The organism is Macrococcus brunensis, from assembly GCF_004359615.1.
Lineage (GTDB): Bacteria > Bacillota > Bacilli > Staphylococcales > Staphylococcaceae > Macrococcus > Macrococcus brunensis.
In genome coordinates, this window is sequence record NZ_SCWA01000002.1 from 121,633 (window position 1) to 140,147 (window position 18,515).

At 41.7% G+C, this 18,515-nt stretch carries 20 protein-coding genes; 5 read left to right on the forward strand and 15 right to left on the reverse strand.

The window, feature by feature from the left end; all coding sequences use genetic code 11:
- Window positions 1–21: 21 nt before the first annotated feature.
- From ERX27_RS01610 to ERX27_RS01660, 11 genes are all read right to left on the reverse strand, one after another.
- On the reverse strand, window positions 22–1,095 hold the full coding sequence (locus tag ERX27_RS01610; RefSeq protein WP_133431085.1) for an ABC transporter substrate-binding protein: 1,074 nt from the start codon (window positions 1,093–1,095) through the stop codon (window positions 22–24).
- Window positions 1,092–1,895 (reverse strand): ABC transporter permease, encoded by an 804-nt coding sequence (locus ERX27_RS01615; protein WP_133431086.1) that lies wholly within the window; start codon window positions 1,893–1,895, stop codon window positions 1,092–1,094. Before ERX27_RS01615 ends, ERX27_RS01610 begins: the two co-directional genes overlap by 4 nt.
- Window positions 1,895–2,698: an ABC transporter permease gene (locus ERX27_RS01620; RefSeq protein WP_133431087.1), complete on the reverse strand. Its 804-nt coding sequence runs from the start codon at window positions 2,696–2,698 to the stop codon at window positions 1,895–1,897. The genes ERX27_RS01615 and ERX27_RS01620 overlap by 1 nt, the downstream gene beginning before the upstream one ends.
- Window positions 2,695–3,783: an ABC transporter ATP-binding protein gene (locus ERX27_RS01625; protein WP_133431088.1), complete on the reverse strand. Its 1,089-nt coding sequence runs from the start codon at window positions 3,781–3,783 to the stop codon at window positions 2,695–2,697. The genes ERX27_RS01620 and ERX27_RS01625 overlap by 4 nt, the downstream gene beginning before the upstream one ends.
- Before the next feature lie 9 nt (window positions 3,784–3,792).
- Window positions 3,793–4,335 carry a helix-turn-helix domain-containing protein gene (locus ERX27_RS01630; RefSeq protein WP_133431089.1) on the reverse strand — a complete coding sequence of 181 codons (543 nt, stop codon included), beginning with the start codon at window positions 4,333–4,335 and terminating at the stop codon, window positions 3,793–3,795.
- A 106-nt stretch (window positions 4,336–4,441) separates the two neighbouring features.
- A complete protein-coding gene (locus tag ERX27_RS01635; protein WP_133431090.1) occupies window positions 4,442–4,723 on the reverse strand; it encodes a UPF0223 family protein in 282 nt (93 codons plus the stop codon).
- A gap of 66 nt (window positions 4,724–4,789) precedes the next feature.
- Window positions 4,790–6,196: a dihydrolipoyl dehydrogenase gene (gene lpdA / locus ERX27_RS01640; protein ID WP_133431091.1), complete on the reverse strand. Its 1,407-nt coding sequence runs from the start codon at window positions 6,194–6,196 to the stop codon at window positions 4,790–4,792.
- A gap of 3 nt (window positions 6,197–6,199) precedes the next feature.
- The gene (locus tag ERX27_RS01645; protein ID WP_133431092.1) at window positions 6,200–7,501 is read right to left on the reverse strand and encodes a dihydrolipoamide acetyltransferase family protein; all 1,302 of its coding nucleotides are present in this window, start codon (window positions 7,499–7,501) and stop codon (window positions 6,200–6,202) included.
- 76 nt (window positions 7,502–7,577) lie between these two features.
- Window positions 7,578–8,555 (reverse strand): alpha-ketoacid dehydrogenase subunit beta, encoded by a 978-nt coding sequence (locus ERX27_RS01650; RefSeq protein ID WP_133431093.1) that lies wholly within the window; start codon window positions 8,553–8,555, stop codon window positions 7,578–7,580.
- A 3-nt stretch (window positions 8,556–8,558) separates the two neighbouring features.
- Window positions 8,559–9,674, reverse strand: coding sequence for a pyruvate dehydrogenase (acetyl-transferring) E1 component subunit alpha (gene pdhA, locus ERX27_RS01655; RefSeq protein ID WP_133431094.1), 1,116 nt, complete (start codon window positions 9,672–9,674; stop codon window positions 8,559–8,561).
- Window positions 9,675–9,845: 171 nt separating this feature from the next.
- Window positions 9,846–10,481, reverse strand: a complete 636-nt coding sequence (locus ERX27_RS01660; RefSeq protein ID WP_165983044.1) for a YkyA family protein — start codon at window positions 10,479–10,481, stop codon at window positions 9,846–9,848.
- Between the two features lie 112 nt (window positions 10,482–10,593).
- Between ERX27_RS01660 and def the strand changes: the two genes are divergently transcribed.
- Window positions 10,594–11,148 (forward strand): peptide deformylase, encoded by a 555-nt coding sequence (gene def, locus ERX27_RS01665; RefSeq protein ID WP_133431096.1) that lies wholly within the window; start codon window positions 10,594–10,596, stop codon window positions 11,146–11,148.
- Between the two features lie 196 nt (window positions 11,149–11,344).
- On the opposite strand, the gene ERX27_RS01670 is transcribed toward def, so the two are convergent.
- Complete coding sequence (locus ERX27_RS01670) at window positions 11,345–12,118, reverse strand: Cof-type HAD-IIB family hydrolase (RefSeq protein ID WP_133431097.1); 774 nt, start codon at window positions 12,116–12,118, stop codon at window positions 11,345–11,347.
- A gap of 176 nt (window positions 12,119–12,294) precedes the next feature.
- On the opposite strand from ERX27_RS01670, the gene ERX27_RS01675 reads away from it, so the two are divergent.
- Both ERX27_RS01675 and rnjA read left to right on the forward strand, forming a co-directional pair.
- Window positions 12,295–12,507, forward strand: coding sequence for a DNA-dependent RNA polymerase subunit epsilon (locus tag ERX27_RS01675; protein ID WP_133431098.1), 213 nt, complete (start codon window positions 12,295–12,297; stop codon window positions 12,505–12,507).
- Window positions 12,507–14,183: a ribonuclease J1 gene (gene rnjA, locus ERX27_RS01680; protein WP_133431099.1), complete on the forward strand. Its 1,677-nt coding sequence runs from the start codon at window positions 12,507–12,509 to the stop codon at window positions 14,181–14,183. The genes ERX27_RS01675 and rnjA overlap by 1 nt, the downstream gene beginning before the upstream one ends.
- 30 nt (window positions 14,184–14,213) lie before the next feature.
- Here rnjA and ERX27_RS01685 read toward each other — a convergent pair whose 3' ends face one another.
- The 3 genes from ERX27_RS01685 to ERX27_RS01695 are packed head-to-tail and all read right to left on the reverse strand — an operon-like array spanning window position 14,214 to window position 17,248.
- A complete protein-coding gene (locus ERX27_RS01685; protein WP_133431100.1) occupies window positions 14,214–14,876 on the reverse strand; it encodes a potassium channel family protein in 663 nt (220 codons plus the stop codon).
- A gap of 3 nt (window positions 14,877–14,879) precedes the next feature.
- Window positions 14,880–15,899, reverse strand: a complete 1,020-nt coding sequence (locus ERX27_RS01690) for a cytochrome d ubiquinol oxidase subunit II (protein WP_133431101.1) — start codon at window positions 15,897–15,899, stop codon at window positions 14,880–14,882.
- Window positions 15,899–17,248 (reverse strand): cytochrome ubiquinol oxidase subunit I, encoded by a 1,350-nt coding sequence (locus ERX27_RS01695; protein WP_133431102.1) that lies wholly within the window; start codon window positions 17,246–17,248, stop codon window positions 15,899–15,901. Before ERX27_RS01695 ends, ERX27_RS01690 begins: the two co-directional genes overlap by 1 nt.
- Window positions 17,249–17,421: 173 nt before the next feature.
- Between ERX27_RS01695 and ERX27_RS01700 the strand changes: the two genes are divergently transcribed.
- Together ERX27_RS01700 and ERX27_RS01705 are read left to right on the forward strand one after the other, a co-directional pair.
- Window positions 17,422–17,646: a glutaredoxin domain-containing protein gene (locus ERX27_RS01700; RefSeq protein ID WP_133431103.1), complete on the forward strand. Its 225-nt coding sequence runs from the start codon at window positions 17,422–17,424 to the stop codon at window positions 17,644–17,646.
- On the forward strand, window positions 17,639–18,412 hold the full coding sequence (locus tag ERX27_RS01705) for a metallophosphoesterase (RefSeq protein ID WP_133431104.1): 774 nt from the start codon (window positions 17,639–17,641) through the stop codon (window positions 18,410–18,412). Before ERX27_RS01700 ends, ERX27_RS01705 begins: the two co-directional genes overlap by 8 nt.
- The last annotated feature ends 103 nt before the right edge of the window (window positions 18,413–18,515 follow it).

An 18,515-nucleotide genomic window follows, 5' to 3' on the forward strand; every position in this document is an offset into this window, starting at 1 on the left:
ATAATCATATAAAATTGCAGACTACTTAAGTGACATCTTGAAGCGCAGAAATCTTTCGTTATATTCTGCGATTTTTTCTGGTCCTAAATCCTCATAGACTTCGAGTTTCTGTCTGACAGCAGGACTTGGGTAGAACCGTTCATCTTCACGTGTTTCTTTATCAAGGAGCTGGTAACTCGCTTTGTTCGGTGTTGCATAACCGACCCATTCCGTATTCTGTTTACCATTTTTCGCATCTAACAGAAAGTTGATGAATTGATGTGCACCGTCGACGTTCTGAGCAGTCTTTGGAATGACGATGTTATCAAACCAGAGATTGGAACCTTCTTTTGGCACGACAAAATCCAGGTTTTCATTCTCTGTCATGATATCAGCACCCATACCACTCCAGACGACGGCCACGTCCGCTTCTTTCTGAACCATCATCGTATTGATCTCATCACCGACGACACCGCGAACATTAGGTGCAAGAGACTTCAGTTTATCCTCTGCTTTCACGAGTTTAGCAGAATCTTTTTCGTTTAATGACTCTCCCATACTGTTAAGTGCAAAGCCGATACCTTCACGTGCACCGTCTACAATCAGCACGTTATTTTTCAGACGTTTATCCCACAGACTTTCCCAGCTGGAGAAATCGATGCCTTTAGTCGTCTCCGGATTAAAGAGGATGCCGACTGTTCCCCAGAAATAAGGAATTGAGTATTCATTGCCTGGGTCGAAGTCTTTATCAAGAAAGTCCGGGTCTATATTTTTCAGGTTCGGCAGTTTTTGATGATCAATCGGAATAAGCAGGTTGTCTTTTTTCATCTTCTGAATGGCGTACTCACTTGGGACAGCGACGTCATAGTGTGTACCCCCATTCTTGATTTTTGCGAGCATGGATTCATTCGAATCAAATGTTTCATAAATAACACGGATACCTGTTTCCTTTTCAAACTTCTTGAGCAGGTCAGGATCCATATATTCACCCCAGTTGTAGACATACAGCACATTGCCTTTGCCTGCTTTAGGCGGTGGATCGATAAATCTTGTCGAAACGAGGAGAAGAACCGCTATAAGAAGAGAAACACCCACTAACTGCAATAATCTTTTCATCGGATCGCTCCTCTTCGTTTATTTTCGCTTTTATTCGTGATGAAGTAATAGACGACAATAATCGCCATGACGACAACAAATAGAATGGTTGATAATGCATTGATTTCCATAGAGATACCTTTACGCGCCATTGAATAAATTTCAACAGATAGCACACTGAAGCCATTGCCGGTCACGAAGAAACTGACAGTGAAGTCATCTAAGGAATATGTCAGGGCCATAAAGAACCCTGCAATCGCGCCAGGCATTAAATGCGGTATCACGACTCTTGACAACGTCTGGTAAGTAGAAGCACCAAGGTCTGTCGCTGCATTGATAAGTGACTCATTCATATCATAGAGTTTCGGCAGGACCATGAGTACGACAATCGGTACACAGAACGCAATATGTGAGATAAGGACTGACCAGAATCCAAGACCGAGACCTGTAAAATGTCCGATGATTGTGAATAAAATCAGGAACGAAGAGCCGATTACGACGTCACTACTCACCATCAGAATATTATTTAAAGTCAGTAAGCCAATCTTCAGTTTCTTGTTACGCATATAATGAATGCCGAGTGCACCAAAGACGCCGATCAAAGTTGAAATACTGGCCGCAATCAGTGCCACAGCAATCGTATTAAAGATGATGACCATCAGTCGTTTGTTCTGGAAGACGGCTTTATAATGGTCGAGCGTAAATCCTTCAAAATGGTTCATATTACCCGCACTGTTAAATGAATAAAACATTAAAAAGAAAATCGGGAAATATAAGAGCAGCATTGTAATCGCTAAGACGATTTTAGATTGTAGTTTCATTAGCTTCTGCCCTCACTTTCACGTTGCTTGGTCAAGATCATGACAAGTGCCATAGAAAGAATCAGGAAGACGGCAATCGTTGAACCCATGCCGTAGTTCTGTGTGACAAGGAACTGCTCTTCAATGGCTGTACCGAGGTTCACAACTTTATTACCGGCAATCAGACGCGTAATCATGAAGAGACTGAGCGCCGGGATAAAGGTAATCTGAATACCTGTCTTCACGCCTTCCCACGACAGCGGCATGATGACCTTTCTAAATGTGGTCCATCTGTCTGCTCCAAGATCCCGTGACGCCTGAATCAGGTTCTCAGGAATCGCATCCATGCTGTTGAAGATCGGCAGAATCATGAATGGAATATAAATATAAATCGAGACGATGATAAAGGCTGTGCTCGTAAACAGCAGCTGCGTATGGGGCAGATGCAGGAATGACAGGATATCATTAAATGTCCCTTCCTTACTTAAGATACCGATAAAGGCATAAGTCTTAAGCAGCAGGTTAATCCACGTCGGCAGAATAATCAGCAGCAGCCAGAACTGCTTGTTGCGCGTGTTGCGTATAGCAAGCGCCACTGGATATGAAATAACTAAACAGAAAAACGTGATGATAAAGGCATATAAGAATGACGTCAAAGTCATCTGCAGATATGTTCCTGTAAAGAAATCAGCATAGTTTTCCAGCGTGAACTTGCCATCGAGACCAATAAAGCTGGAATAAAATATCGAGACAAGAGGCAGAATGATGAAGAAGATGATCCATATCAGATAAGGAATCAGAAAATATTTTTTTGCTTCTCTCATGCTTGTACCTCATAAGATTCAATTCGTGCATCAAACTCATCTTCAGTCTCTCCCGGCAGCATGATATGAATCGCCTGCTCAGAGAAAGTTAAACCGACTACTTCTCCGACTGGCGCCGGTTTCGTAGAGTGACAGATCCATTCATTGCCCTCTGCATCAAACAGACAGATCTCGTAGTGTACCCCTCGGAACAGCTGGGAGTCTACACGTGCCTGAAGCTTCCCTTCAGCAGCAGATGTGACCGTTAAGTCCTCTGGTCGGATAACCACATCAACTTCGGCATTCGGCTTAAAGCCTCTGTCTACGCATGTATATTCCTTGCCGTATATCTGCACGACATAATCTCGCACCATGCGGCCAGGAATAATATTCGATTCACCGATAAAGTCAGCGACATAACGGTTGACCGGCTCATCGTAAATATCAAGCGGTGTCCCACTTTGTTCAATATGACCATCACGAATCACGAAGATATAGTCACTCATCGCAAGTGCCTCTTCCTGATCATGTGTAACAAAGATAAAGGTAATACCAAGACGCTGCTGCAGTTCACGCAGCTCATACTGCATCTCTGTACGCAGTTTTAAGTCCAGTGCGCTAAGCGGTTCATCCAGCAGTATCACTTCAGGTTCATTGACGATAGCACGCGCAATAGCAACACGCTGGCGTTGACCCCCACTCATCTCTGAAATACGACGCTTCGCGTATCCTTCAAGCTTCACCAGTCTTAAGGCTTCCAGTACTTTTGTTTCGACTGTTGCTTTATCCATCTTTCTGATACGGAGACCAAATGCGACGTTCTCAAAGACATCCAGATGTGGAAAAAGCGCATAATCCTGAAAGACGGTATTGACCTGACGTTTATTTGCCGGCACATCATTGATACGTTTACCTGCAAAATAAACATCACCGGAAGTCGGTTTCTCAAAACCTGCAATCAGGCGCAGAATCGTTGTCTTACCACATCCTGAAGGTCCAAGTAACGTATAGAACTTGCCTTCCTCAATCTCAAAGTTAACCCCTTTGAGTACCGGGTTACCATCATAAACTTTCGTCACATCTTGAAATACAATAAACTTGTCCATATATTCCTCCTATAAATAAGATTCAGTTGCGACAATGAGAATTTTCGCTTCTGCTTTCTCCTGATTAAACAGCTGATGAGATTCATTTGCCTTAAAGTAAAAACATTCGTGCTGCTCAGCCGTATAAACTTTACGACCTATTCTGATAGAAGCTCGACCTTCCATCACATACATAAAGCTCTCTGACGGAGAAGGCTCAAACTTTTTGTATTCAGCTCCCGGCTTTAAAGTAATAATAACAGGCTCCATATCATAGTCATTTGATTCGGGTACGAGCCAGTTAATCAGATAACCATTATCATATTCATCATATAATGTCTGTTCTGATAAAGGATAATGAATCTGCTGCTGATAAAGCGCATCACTGAAGAAGTCAGCTGGTTTAGCGCCGAGTACTTCCAGTATATTAAAGAATGTCTCCATAGAAGGAGAACTTAAGTTACGTTCTAACTGTGAGATATAGCCTTTTGATAAGTCTGTACGCTCACCGAGTTCTTCCTGGGTCAGATTCTTCTGACGTCTGAGATCCTTGATTTTTTTACCAATATCCATAACAAACCCCCTTCTGTTTAAAAATAATAAACAATAAGTTTAATAACATTACTTATAATTTATCAAAATTAATGCATTTAAACAACACGAAGGGGGATATTCATTATTATTTTGCCATAGAAATCAATTGCGTCTGTGTACCGAGTTCTTCTCGCATTTTCTTGATGACGGGATAACCATCGTAACCTGATACTTTCTTAAAGTCCTTATAAATATTATTTTCTTGTGCTTTGCCAGGACAGACCTGTTTAAAGAGATCGTATTTTTTCTTGAGTTCATTGATCTCAATTTTACTTTCATAGCTCTGTTCAATCGCTGTCAGAAAATCGACAACAGCGACCATTTCATCTGGTGTCCAGTCTAAATCCAGTGGATAACTATATTCCATATTGACCTCCATAAAAAAACGCTATTCTATAAATAGAATAGCGTTTTTGAATCTGATTGAAAAGTATTACATAGTGTGGATAGGGTGACCAAGCGCAACTTCAGCTGCTTCCATTGAGATCTCACCTAATGTTGGGTGAGCGTGGATTGTCATTGCCATATCTTCAGCAGTCATACCTGTTTCAATTGCTAAACCAAGTTCAGCGATGATGTCAGATGCGCCAGAACCAGCAACTTGAGCACCGATTAATAATCCATCTTCTTTAAGAGAGATTAATTTTACGAAACCTTCAGATGCATTGATTGATAACGCACGACCATTAGCTGCGAATGGGAATTTAGAAGCTTTGTATTCAAGACCTTCTTCTTTCGCCATTGCTTCAGTGTAACCTACTGTTGCAAGTTCAGGTTCAGTGAAACATACAGCAGGGATTGCAAGGTAATCCACTTCTGATTTTTCGCCTGCGATTGCTTCAGCAGCGATTTTCGCTTCATAAGATGCTTTATGAGCAAGTGGTGGTCCAGCAACGATATCACCGATAGCGAAGATGTTTTCAACTGATGAACGACCTTGTTTATCAACTTCAATTAAACCACGATCTGTTAATTTAACACCAAGTTCTTCTAAACCGATATCATTTGTATTAGGACGACGACCTACTGTTACTAAGCAGTAATCAGCTTCAACTGTTTTAGTTTCGCCTTTTACTTCATAAGTCACTGTTACACCGTTTTCAGTTTCTTCAGCTGATTTAGCCATTGCTTCTGTTTCGATTGTAACGCCTTTAGCTTTTAAGCCTTTTTTAACGATTTGAGTCATTTGTTTTTCGAATCCGCCTAAGATGTCTTTAGCGCCTTCTAAAATAGTGACTTCAGTACCGAAGTTAGCGTAAGCAGTACCAAGCTCAGAACCGATGTAACCGCCACCGACAACTACTAACTTTTTAGGAACTTCAGGTAATGCTAAAGCGCCTGTAGAATCGATAATACGTTTACCGAATTTGAAGTTAGGGATTTCGATTGGACGAGATCCTGTTGCGATAATTGCATTTTTGAATGTGTAAGTTTGTGACGCTTTATCAGTCATCACTTTTAAGTTGTTTGCATCAACGAAGTAAGCTTCGCCTTCAGCGATTTCAACTTTACGACCTTTAAGTAAAGAACCTACACCGCCTGTTAATTTGTTAACAACGCTGTTTTTGAATTCTTGAACTTTAGAGAAGTCTACTTTAACACCCTCAGCTGAAATACCCATATCTTCTGAGTGTTTTGCTACTTCATAGCGGTGAGAAGCTGCAAGTAAAGCTTTTGATGGGATACAGCCGACGTTAAGACATACACCACCAAGAGCGCCTTTCTCAACGATTGTTACTTTTTGTCCAAGTTGTGCTGCACGAATTGCTGCAACATAACCACCAGGACCTGCACCGATTACAATAGTATCTGTTTCAATTGGGAAATCTCCTACTACCATTCTTTACCCCTCCATTAATAATAATTCTGGATTATTTAATAAACGTTTGATGTGGTTCATCGCTGCTTGACCTGTAGCACCATCGATTTGACGGTGGTCAAAGCTGAGTGATAACGCAAGTACTGGAGCCGCAATGATTTCGCCGTCTTTAACGATTGGCTTCTGAGCAATACGGCCAATACCTAAGATAGCAACTTCTGGATGGTTGATAACTGGAGTGAACCATTGACCACCTGCAGAACCGATGTTACTGATTGTACATGAAGCACCTTTCATTTCAGCAGGTGCCAGTTTACCGTCACGTGCTTTAACAGCAAGTTCGTTGATTTCATCAGAGATAGCGAAGATTGATTTGCGGTCAGCGTTTTTCACGACTGGTACAAGTAATCCACGTTCAGTATCTGCTGCGATACCAATGTTGTAGTAATGTTTGTGAACAACTTCTTCAGTTGCATCATCAAGAGATGTGTTAAGTGCTGGGTATGCTTTAAGAGCTGAAACTAACGCTTTAACGACATAAGGTAAGAATGTCAGTTTAGTACCTTGTTCAGCAGCCACTTCTTTGAATTTTTTACGGTGATCCCATAATTGTTGAACATCGATTTCGTCCATTAATGTTACGTGAGGCGCAGTATGTTTAGAGTTAACCATTGCTTTAGCAATTGCTTTACGCATTGCAGGAATTTTCTCACGAGTTTCTGGGAAGTCGCCTTCCGGTGAAGCGATTGGTTGAGCTGGAGTAACAGCTGCTTCTGTCGCTTGTGCTGCTGGAGCTGAAGCCACTTCTGCAGATGCTGATGCAGCACCACCATTTTTGTAAGCTGTGATATCTTCCTTTAAGACACGACCATTTTTGCCAGTACCTTGAACCGCTTTAATGTTAACGCCTTCTTCACGAGCAAATTTACGTACAGATGGCATTGCGATAACGCGACGATTTTCGTCAACTTCAACATCAGTTGCTTGTGTTGCAGCAGCTGGTGCTGGAGCATCTGTTTTAGTTTCTTCTTTTGCTTCTGCTTGAGGCTCTTCTTTAGCTTCTTCAGCATGAGAGTCAGCAGGTGCATCAGGAGAATCAATCTTGATGATTACGTCACCAAGGTTTGCAACAGTACCTTCTTCTGCTACTACTTCTGTAACAGTACCAGATACTGGTGATGGGATTTCAACAACAGATTTGTCGTTCTGTACTTCACATAAAATATCGTCTTCATTAACAGTGTCGCCAGCTTTAAAGAACCACTTAACGATTTCACCTTCGAAAATACCTTCACCAAGTGCCGGTAATTTAAATTCAAATGCCACTATAAGTTCCTCCTAAATAATCTAAATTATATATGGGAGTGAAAAGTACTTACGTACTTTTCACGAATTGCTGAAATTAGAATTCTAAAGTACGTTTTGCAGCTTCAACAATCATATCTTTGTTTGGTAACCAAACATTTTCAGCTTGTGTGAATGGGTAAGCAGTATCTGCTGCAGCCACACGTGCGATAGGTGCTTCAAGGCTAAGTACAGCGCGTTCTGAGATTTCAGAAACAACGTTCGCACCAACACCCGCTTGTTTTTGAGCTTCCTGAACCACTACAACACGGCCAGTTTTTTCAACTGAAGCGATAATAGTTTCAATGTCAAGCGGCTGAACCGTACGTAAGTCAACGATTTCTACAGAGTGACCGTCTTTCGCAAGTTCTTCTGCTGCCTTGACTGATTCCTGAACCATTGCACCGTAAGTGATGATAGAAAGATCTGTACCTTCTTGAACAACCGCCGCTTTACCAATTTCAACTGTGTACTCTTCTTCAGGTACTTCAGCACGGAATGAACGGTATAATTTCATATGTTCTAAGAAGACAACTGGATCGTTGTCACGGATAGCTGAGATCAGAAGACCTTTAGCATCGTAAGGATTTGACGGAATAACAACTTTAAGACCTGGAGTCTGAGCCATTAAACCTTCTAAGTTGTCTGCGTGAAGTTCAGGTGTGTGAACACCACCACCAAATGGTGCACGGATAACAACAGGAGCTGGTTTAGTACCGCCTGAACGGAAGTTCTGACGAGTTAATTGAGCTGCGATTGAGTCAAATACTTCGAATACGAATCCGAAGAACTGAATTTCCATAACTGGACGGAAACCAGTTAAAGATAAACCAACAGCTAAACCACCGATACCTGATTCAGCAAGTGGTGTATCGAATACACGGTCTTCGCCGAATTCTTTTTGAAGTCCTTCAGTCGCACGGAATACACCACCGTTGACACCAACGTCTTCACCGAATACTAAGACATTTTCGTCATTTTTAAGTTCAGTTTGAAGTGCATTTGTTATTGCCTGGATCATCGTCATTTGTGCCATGACTTACTTCGACTCCTTCTCTTTGTAGATTTCATATTGTTCTTTTAAGTTAGCAGGCATTTCACCTGAGTACATGATTTCTGCTAATTGAGAAACAGTCTGTTTAGGTGTGCCATCTGCTTCTTTAAGTGCAGTTTTGATTTCTTCTTTAGCACGTTCCATTACTTCGTTTTCTTTTTCTTCAGTCCAAAGACCTTTGTTTTCTAAGAATTTACGGAAACGTACAAGTGGATCTTTTTTAACCCATTCAGAATCTTCATCAGAAGTTCTGTAACGAGTTGGGTCATCCCCTGCCATTGTATGTGGACCATAACGGTATGTCATTGTTTCAATTAATGATGGACCGTCGCCAGCGATAGCGCGTTCACGAGCTTGTTTCGTTACGAAGTAAACAGCAAGTGCATCCATACCATCTACAACAGTACCTGGGATACCTGCTGCAACAGCTTTCTGCGCTAATGTTTTAGCAGCTGTCTGTTTTTCACGTGGTGTAGAGATTGCATAGTTGTTATTTTGGATAACGAAGATTGCAGGTGCTTTGAATGCAGATGCAAAGTTGATACCTTCATAGAAGTCACCTTGTGAAGATCCGCCATCACCTGTGTAAGTGATTGCAACGTTCTGTTTGCCTTTTTTCTTAAGACCAAGCGCAACCCCGGCAGTCTGAACATATTGAGCACCGATGATGATTTGTGGTGCAAGTGCGTTCATACCTTCTGGGAACTGGCTACCTACAAAGTGTCCACGAGACCATAAGAATGCTTTAGTCAGTGGAAGACCATGCCAGATTAATTGTGGAACATCACGGTAACCCGGAAGAATCCAGTCTTCTTTATCAAGTGCGTATTGTGACGCTAATTGAGAAGCTTCCTGACCTGCTGTAGGTGCATAGAAACCTAAACGACCTTGACGGTTTAATGAGATAGAACGTTGGTCAAGGACACGAGTCCATACCATTCTTTCCATTAATTCTACTAACTGTTCGTCAGTTAAGTCAGGCATATATGCGTCATTTACGACATTACCATCTAAATCTAAAACTTGAACTACTTCAAACTTAGATTCAATTTCATTGAGTACTGATACTGCATCGAATGGTGCTTGTTTCTTCGAAGCCATTCAATTCACCAAACCTTTCGGATATATTTATATTTACTTGAATCATTCTAACACAAAACTGTTCTAGTGTTAAACAAAAAAATTCCATAACAATTTCAAGGGTGTATTTACTGTATTAATTAGGTTTTAACACTCTGTAATACTCATTTAACACTTGCTGTTATAAAACAATTATTTATCGTTTAATAATTTGACGATGTCGCCGGATTCCTTTTGAACTTGTTCCATCGTTTTATTGAAAGTCGTCATATTTTTCTGGAAAGCACTTGTTGATTTATTCAGATTTTCAATCTTAGAATTGACTTCACTCGTCTCTGGACTTTTACCCTCTAAGTACTTGAATAAATCATTTTCTTTCTTCAGTACATCTTTGTATGCAGTCATCAGACCATCATGCTCTTTGTATTTCTTTTCAAGTGCATTCGTCAGGTCAGACGCTTCTTTTTTCTGATCTTTATCTTTAATTTCGCTTGCTAAATCTTTCGCTTTTTTAAATTCAGCTTCAGATTCATCATAAGCTTTAATCTCTTTGTCGATTGCTGCACTTCTTGCAGATGCATTTTTAACCAGTTTTGTTGCTGTATTATTGATGACTTTAATTTCCTGTTTTTTAGCTTTGCTGATTTTATTGAACAGTTCCACTTTTTCAGATTCGAGCTTCTGCAGATTTTTATTGACTTCTACTACCGGTTTTTCTTTAGCGTTGACCGTATCTATCTGTGTGTAGAATTCTTCTAACTGTTCAGTCTTATTGCCGCAGCCTGCAAGCATCATCACTGACAGTCCTGCTATTACTAGTTTCTTCATATTTATTATTTCCTCCTTTATCATTCAGTTTTATAGTAGCCTTTTTTAAAAAGTGATTCAATGTTTATCCTAGTGCGTTGTTTCTGCTATATTATAAAAAAGGAGTGATTACATGTTAACCATGAAAGACATCATCAGAGACGGACATCCGACGTTAAGAGAGAAAGCACAGGAAGTCATTCTTCCATTATCACAGGAAGATGTTCAGCTCGCTGATGACATGCTTGAATTCCTGAAAAACAGTCAGGATGACAAGATAGCTAAAAAATATAAGCTGAGAAGTGGCGTCGGACTCGCCGCACCTCAGCTTAATATTGCGAAACGTCTGCTCGTCATTCATTTCTATGATGAAAAGAAAGAGGATTACATTACGCACCAGCTGTTCAATCCAAAGATTGTCAGTCACAGCGTGGAGAAAGCCTACCTCCCTCAAGGTGAAGGCTGCCTCAGTGTAGACGAGAGCATACCAGGACTCGTTCACCGCTATGCCCGTATTACAGTGAAAGCTATTAATCGTGAAGGTGAAGAAGTCAAGCTTCGTTTAAACCGCTTTGCTGCTATTGTCGTGCAGCATGAGATTGATCACTTGAATGGTGTCATGTTCTATGACCACATCAATGAGGCTGATCCATTTAAACCTGAAGCGAATGCGACAGCAGTCGAATAAAAAGAGTTGCCAGTAGTTTTACTGGCAACTCTTTTTTTGAGTCTGGGTTGGAAGCGGCATGAGTATCGTCCCGCAGATTCTGTTGCCGGGACGTTGCTACTCTTGTTTCGCTGGATTCTCCTGCGTAACGTCCCGCTAGAGCTGTTTCCGGGACGTTGCTGCAGAATACCAATCCAAATCACTACTCACTTCTCTATTAAATTAACCCCAGCTTCTTGAATGCATTCTGTATCCCATTATCCTCTACATCAGTGGTCACAAAATCTGCACCTTGCTTGAGTCCTTCTACTGCATTACCCATCGCAATGCCTGTTCCTGCCCATTCAATCATTTCGAAGTCATTGTTGCCGTCACCGAGTGCGATGACATCTTCCTGACTGAAGCCTAGTTTCTCTGCGAACTTCTTGATTCCTTCTGCTTTTGAACCATTCGAAGGTACAACATCACGACTGAATTCATGCCAACGATAGAACTTAATGAGAGGATACTGGTTATTGTATACCTCATCCGCCTCGCTATCATGAAAGAGAAGCGCCTGAAAAATATCATGATTTTTGAAATAATCATCTTCAAATCTTGGATGATTCAGTTTGATAGAACCCATACTTTCTGTAATATGGTCGTGATGTTCAATATTGGATACCGCTTCTTTTTCACCTAAAAATACCATCGGATGGTCGTGCTCTCTTGCCAGCTTCTCAAGTTTCGTCAGTGTCTGCGTGTCCAGTGGATTACGGTAGATCACTTCAGAGTTATAAACGACGTACTGACCGTTATAAGCAACGAAATTCGGAATCTCCGTATCCGCCATGACCTGCTGCATATTATAAGGCGCACGACCTGTGGCAATAGCGAGTGTATGCCCTGCTCCCTTCAACTGACGGATCGTCGCATGTGTTGTTTCCGGAATATGATGCTGTCTGTCATAAAGTGTGCCATCTATATCGAAAAAAATCAGTTTTTGTGTCAAAGTGATTCCTCCTTTTCTTTAACCATATCTCACTTTATTGCTAAACTCTAGTTTTTACTTTGCACTCCCACTCGACTTCATGTAAAATAAAGATACTCATACAATCTGTACGGTGAAGAGCCCTAGAGCAGCTAGGGCCTTATTTATGTTAATTATTCATTTAGGAGGATATATATATGGCAATTTTTAAAGTATTTTATCAGGAAGACAGAAGCGAAGTTATCATTCGCGAAAACACGAAAGTTCTATATGTTGAAGCTGAGACGGAAGAACAAGTCCGTAAATCATTAGCAGATCGCCCTTACAACATTGAATTCGTTCAAAAACTTGAAGGTGCACATCTCGAATATGAAGAGAAATCACCTGCATTTAAAGTGGAGACTATCTAATGAATCTCCTGCAAAAAAATGAAGTCGGCGTATTCGCGCTAGGTGGAATGGGCGAAATCGGTAAAAACACCTATGCTATTGAATATAAAGATGAAATTATCGTCATCGATGCAGGGATTAAGTTCCCGGATGATGACTTACTCGGAATCGACTATGTGATTCCGGACTACACTTACCTTGTGCAGAATCAGCACAAGATTAAAGGTCTTTTCATCACACATGGTCACGAAGACCATATCGGTGGTGTACCTTTCTTACTTAAACAGCTGAATATACCTATTTACGGCGGTCCGCTCGCACTTGGGCTAATCCGCAACAAGCTTGAAGAACATCACCTTCTGCGTACGGCTTCACTGAATCCGATTACAGAAGACAGTGTCTTTGAATTTGATAATCTGAAAGTGACGTTCTATTTAACGACTCACTCCATTCCGGAAGCATACGGTGTCGTCGTACACACGCCAGAAGGTAAAATCGTTCATACAGGTGACTTCAAGTTTGACTTTACGCCAGTCGGTGAACCTGCGAACATCGCTCGTATGGCTGCTCTTGGTGAAGAAGGCGTACTCTGCCTGCTTTCTGACTCAACGAATGCAGAAGTACCGAACTTTACAATCAGTGAACGTGCGGTCGGTCAAAGCGTTGAACAGATTTTCCGTAAATGTACAGGTCGTATTATCTTCGCTACTTTCGCGTCAAATATTTACCGTGTACAGCAGGCTATCGAAGCAGCGGTTAAGTTCGACCGCAAGATTGTCATCTTCGGCCGCTCTATGGAAAACAATATCAAAATCGGTACAGAACTTGGTTATATTAAAGTACCCCCTGAGACATTTGTAGAAGCGAACAAGATCAACAGTATTCCGAAGCACAAACTGCTCATCCTCTGTACAGGTTCTCAAGGTGAACCGATGGCTGCACTGTCACGTATCGCCAATGGTACACACCGTCAGGTCAGCATCATTCCTGATGACACTGTTATCTTCTCAAGTTCCCCTATTCCGGGTAATACGAAGAGTGTCAACAGAACGATCAATGCACTATATAAAGCAGGCGCAGATGTGATTCATGGTAAACTGTCTAACATCCATACATCAGGTCATGGTTCTCAGGAAGAACAGAAACTGATGCTTCGTTTAATTAAGCCGAAGTTCTTCATGCCGATTCACGGTGAATACCGTATGCAGAAGCTGCATGGTCAACTTGGTATCGACTGCGGCGTGAATCCTGATAATGTCTTTATCCATGAAAACGGGGACGTGCTCGCTCTGACACATGATTCAGCCCGCCATGCAGGTAAAATCCAGTCGGGTAATATTCTTGTTGACGGCAGCGGTATTGGTGACATTGGTAATGTCGTCATTAAAGACCGTAAGATTCTGTCTGAAGATGGACTTGTTATTGTCGTTGTCAGCATCGATTTCAGAACTGGGCAACTTTTATCGGGACCAGACATCATTTCACGCGGCTTTGTCTATATGCGTGAATCCGGTCATCTGATTTACGACGCACAGCGCATGATCAAGAAAACGGTTATCGAGAAACTGAACAATACAGAAAACGTTGAATGGCATCATATCAAAAATGCAATCACGGAAAGCCTCTCGCCTTATCTTTATGATAAGACAGCTCGTCGCCCGATGATTCTGCCAATGATTATGAACGTCGATAACTAAAAAGCTGAACAGCAAATGCTGTTCAGCTTTTTAGTTATCTTCTAATTTACTCTCAAATCGGCCGAGGTCATTATCATGACCGATAACAATGAGGATATCTCCACGCTGGATGTACTCACCTGGATCCGGTGAGACTGTGATATGCCCATTACGCTTAATCGCTATGATATTCAGTCCGTAATTTGCACGAAGATCTAAATCCAGTAAAGACATGCCTTCAAGTTTAGGACCTGCAATAATCTCAACGATTGAATGCTCATCAGCAAGTTCCAGATAATCCATGATAGAAGAGTTAGACAGTTTGTGAGCGAGTCGTCTGCCCATATCCCTTTCAGGATGGATAACCGTGTCTGCTCCTATCTTATCCAGCACCTTCGCGTGATAGTCATTCTGTGCTTTAGCGGTTACTTTCGCAACCCCTAAATCCTTTAAAATCAGGGTCGTCAGAATACTGGCCTGGATATTGTCCCCAATAGCGACGACGACATGGTCAAAGTTCCGGATACCTAGACTCTTCAGCACAGTTTCGTCTGTAGAATCTGCGATGACCGCATGGGTTGCGATGTCTGCGTATTCGTTGACACGCGCCTCATCGCTGTCAATGGCCATGACATCGATGTCCAGTTTATTCAGTTCTCTGACGATACTGCCACCGAATCGACCGAGTCCGATGACTACAAATTCCTTTTCCATTCCCTACCTCCGTTTTCCTGAGACGTAATCTGCATCAAAGATGAATAATCTCAGTAATAATACTAAAGAAGGAACAAGTAAAAGTAAACCTGCAATAAATACAATCACCAGTGCAAGTGCCATCGAATCATTTACCACTGCATGATTTAAGTCGATATAAGGATAGAGAATATAAGGCATCTTACTGATACCATAGCCGAAGAACGCTAATGCGAACTGAATCATGATAGCAATAAACGCGATACCGTGGTTGCGGCGCTGCCAGATCAGGACGAAACCGATCAGGAAGAAAACAATACTTAAGCCGAAGAGCCACCAGTAATGTGTAACAGCAGTATTAAAGTGTTCAGCATTATGCTGTCTTAAGCTTAAGAAAACGAACTGACAGATGACAATCATTGGACCTGCCCAGATCATAAACCATTTTCTAAGCAGTTCATAGGCCGGCTTATCATCTGCTTTATGTGCGTAATAAGTCAGGAATGCTGATGAGATATACAGCACAGAAACGATAGATAAGAAGACGACTGCCCATGCATACGGGCTCATCAACAGTTCAAAATAATCCAGTGATACACCATTCTTAGTCTTCTCAATAAAACCACCTTCAGAGATAGTGAGTACAGTAGAGAATGACGCAGGAATCAGAAGCCCTGTCATACCGTATAGAAAGACCCACTGGAACTTCGTATCTTTACCGTACGTCTCAAATGCATAGAATGCGCCACGGATGGTCAGTAAAATCAATGCAATGGAAGCAGGAATAAGTAAAGTGGTTCCGAAGTAATAGGCCGTATCCGGGAAGAATCCGACGATACCGACAAAGAAGAAGACGAGGAAAACATTCGTCACTTCCCATACCGGATTCAAATACCGGGATACCAGTTCATTGATGATATGATCTTTTTTGATGATTTTTGCATAAAGCATAAAGAAACCGGCGCCGAAATCGACGGCGCCAACTATGATGTAACCATAGAGAAATGTCCACAGTACAGTGATTCCTATGTGCTGATAGTCCATTAAGCTTCTCCTCCTACATTAGCGCGGTTATTTTCAATATCGATGACCGCGGGTTTATCTTTAAAGATACGAATCAGTACATAAACACATGAGAAGCCAAGAATTAAGTACAGGAGGGCAAAAGCTGCGAGTGTCAGTGAAACCCCGTTAGCCTGTGTCACACCTTCTGCTACTTTCATGTAGCCTCTTAAAATCCATGGCTGTCGACCCATCTCTGCTAAGAACCAGCCGAATTCAATCGCCAGCATACTCATAGGGCCAGTCAGTGCAATCATATAGAGCATGAAGGAATGGTGCGCCCAGTCTTTCTTGAATTTCTTCAGTATAAAGTACAGAACAGAAATCGCGAACGAGAAGACCCCGAAGAACACCATTAAGTCAAAAAAGTAATGAATGACAAGCGGTGGACGTTCGTCTACTGGTATTTCATTCAGTCCTTTAATTTCAGTATCAATACTGTTATCCGCGAGGAAGCTCAGCATGCCCGGAATTTTAATAGCCCCTTTGATTTCCTGTGCTTTTTCATCGACCGTACCAAACAGAACAAGGTCAGCACGGCTGCTCGTATCAAAATGCCATTCCATAGCAGCTAATTTCTCAGGTTGTTCGTGATGCAGGAACTGTGCTGAAGCGTGACCTGCCATCATCGCAAAAAGTGAGAAAATAAGACCTGTCAGTACCGTCACTTTTAAGCCTTTTTTATGATAAGCGCGGTCGCTGTCAAACTTATTGCGCAGTAACTTAACAGCAGCAATACTGGCTAACATAAAGGCGATTGTCATGCCGCCTGTTGTCACTACGTGGAATGCACGCACGAAGAAAGAACTGTTTAACATGGCCGCAACCGGATCGATATTAACCAGCTGGCCGTTAACCATATCGAAGCCTTCCGGTGTATTCATAAATGAGTTCACACTTGTGATGAACAGGGCACTCATCGTAGAACCGATGATGATTGGAATCGTCAGTAACCAGTGCAGCCAGCGGTTTTTGAAACGGTCCCATGTATATAGATAAATACTTAAGAAAATCGCTTCAAAGAAGAATGCGAAAGTTTCCATGAAGAGTGGCAGTGCAATGACTTGTCCACCGATACGCATAAATGATGGCCATAAGAGTGATAATTGCAGACCAATGATTGTACCGGTAACAACACCCACTGCGACTGTAATCGTAAAACCTTTCGCCCAGCGTTTTGCCATAGCGAGATACGCAGGGTCTTTCTTGTAAAGGCCGAGCCCTTCCGCAATCATGAACATAAATGGTAAAGCAACACCTATCGTTGCAAAAATAATATGAAATGCCAGCGTCATACCTGTCAGTAATCTGCTGATAACAACAGCATCCATTAATTTCCTCCTTATGTGATTTTTATCACAAATTTAATAGTTTTATTATACTAGACCATTCCCTATTATTCTAATAGATGGCTCATTTATTTTGTAAAGATTTAGTGAACAAAGTTTGAAATTTCATACAGAAAACGCTACGATGATAAAGATTACAACTTGGAGATGATTGAATGAATATTACCATTTATACACAGGATAGCTGCCTACCGTGCCAGTATATCAAAAACTATTTTAAAGGGCAGAATCTCCCTTTTACCGAAAAGAATATTAAGAACAGTGCATATCGTCAGGAAATGATGGACATGGATGCATTCAGTACACCGCTGATCATCATTAATGGCGAAGTCATCCATTCAGTCGATATGGATAGAATAGAAGCGCTGATACATGAATAAGAAGTGGCTGCCTTTTAAGTCTGAAAAAGAAGATGTTGTCATCAAAAAGCATTCACTCAAATTATTGAGACAGCCGCATGCAGAACCACTTAAAGTCATCCATATTTCTGATCTGCATCTCGGCTTTCACTATAGTTATGATGACCTTATTTACCATATCCAGATCATCAATGACTTGCACCCTGACCTTATCATTATTTCAGGCGACCTGTTTGATAATATAGACTATTACCAGAACCCGGAGCATCTTATTCCACTTCTTAAGACATTGAAAGCACCACTCGGCGTCTTCTTCTCTTATGGCAACCATGATCAGCGTATTCATCAGACACCGAGGATCAATCGTATACTCAGTGCAAGCCATATTCAGCTGCTGACGAATACAGGTGTGCTACTCAATTATGATTCTGAGCCAATTTTCTTAGGAGGTCTGGACGATGTCATCAATAGTAAAGGGAATGTCTATCAGACGCTGAAAAACCGTCCAGAGGACATGATGACCATGATGATTGTCCATGAGCCTGACTATGCAGATTTTGTTGAACAATTTGGCATCGATTTGCAGTTCTCCGGCCATAGTCATGGTGGACAGATTCGGATTCCGTTACTCGGTGCACCTGTCAGACCGCAACTTGGACGAAAATACGTCAGAGGTCTTTACAAAGTAGGTAAGATGACGCTTCATGTATCGCCCGGTCTCGGAACGACTCATCTGCCTATCCGTCTCTTCTGCCCACCAGAAATAACTTTATTTAATATTAAGTGATAAAAGCCATATCCTGGGACAGGATATGGCTTTTTAACTATGAATGACTATTTAAAGACTATGGCCACAGCGCAAAGTCCCGCAGATCCTGTTTGCGGGACTT

What these genes read in the sequence shown, in the direction of transcription:
- ERX27_RS01610 (WP_133431085.1), bottom strand. Translation starts at nt 1,095, where the DNA reads ATGAAAAGATTATTGCAGTTAGTGGGTGTTTCTCTTCTTATAGCGGTT.
- ERX27_RS01615 (WP_133431086.1), bottom strand. Translation starts at nt 1,895, where the DNA reads ATGAAACTACAATCTAAAATCGTCTTAGCGATTACAATGCTGCTCTTA.
- ERX27_RS01620 (WP_133431087.1), bottom strand. Translation starts at nt 2,698, where the DNA reads ATGAGAGAAGCAAAAAAATATTTTCTGATTCCTTATCTGATATGGATC.
- ERX27_RS01625 (WP_133431088.1), bottom strand. Translation starts at nt 3,783, where the DNA reads ATGGACAAGTTTATTGTATTTCAAGATGTGACGAAAGTTTATGATGGT.
- ERX27_RS01630 (WP_133431089.1), bottom strand. Translation starts at nt 4,335, where the DNA reads ATGGATATTGGTAAAAAAATCAAGGATCTCAGACGTCAGAAGAATCTG.
- ERX27_RS01635 (WP_133431090.1), bottom strand. Translation starts at nt 4,723, where the DNA reads ATGGAATATAGTTATCCACTGGATTTAGACTGGACACCAGATGAAATG.
- lpdA (WP_133431091.1), bottom strand. Translation starts at nt 6,196, where the DNA reads ATGGTAGTAGGAGATTTCCCAATTGAAACAGATACTATTGTAATCGGT.
- ERX27_RS01650 (WP_133431093.1), bottom strand. Translation starts at nt 8,555, where the DNA reads ATGGCACAAATGACGATGATCCAGGCAATAACAAATGCACTTCAAACT.
- pdhA (WP_133431094.1), bottom strand. Translation starts at nt 9,674, where the DNA reads ATGGCTTCGAAGAAACAAGCACCATTCGATGCAGTATCAGTACTCAAT.
- ERX27_RS01660 (WP_165983044.1), bottom strand. Translation starts at nt 10,481, where the DNA reads ATGAAGAAACTAGTAATAGCAGGACTGTCAGTGATGATGCTTGCAGGC.
- def (WP_133431096.1), top strand. Translation starts at nt 10,594, where the DNA reads ATGTTAACCATGAAAGACATCATCAGAGACGGACATCCGACGTTAAGA.
- ERX27_RS01675 (WP_133431098.1), top strand. Translation starts at nt 12,295, where the DNA reads ATGGCAATTTTTAAAGTATTTTATCAGGAAGACAGAAGCGAAGTTATC.
- rnjA (WP_133431099.1), top strand. Translation starts at nt 12,507, where the DNA reads ATGAATCTCCTGCAAAAAAATGAAGTCGGCGTATTCGCGCTAGGTGGA.
- ERX27_RS01685 (WP_133431100.1), bottom strand. Translation starts at nt 14,876, where the DNA reads ATGGAAAAGGAATTTGTAGTCATCGGACTCGGTCGATTCGGTGGCAGT.
- ERX27_RS01690 (WP_133431101.1), bottom strand. Translation starts at nt 15,899, where the DNA reads ATGGACTATCAGCACATAGGAATCACTGTACTGTGGACATTTCTCTAT.
- ERX27_RS01695 (WP_133431102.1), bottom strand. Translation starts at nt 17,248, where the DNA reads ATGGATGCTGTTGTTATCAGCAGATTACTGACAGGTATGACGCTGGCA.
- ERX27_RS01700 (WP_133431103.1), top strand. Translation starts at nt 17,422, where the DNA reads ATGAATATTACCATTTATACACAGGATAGCTGCCTACCGTGCCAGTAT.
- ERX27_RS01705 (WP_133431104.1), top strand. Translation starts at nt 17,639, where the DNA reads ATGAATAAGAAGTGGCTGCCTTTTAAGTCTGAAAAAGAAGATGTTGTC.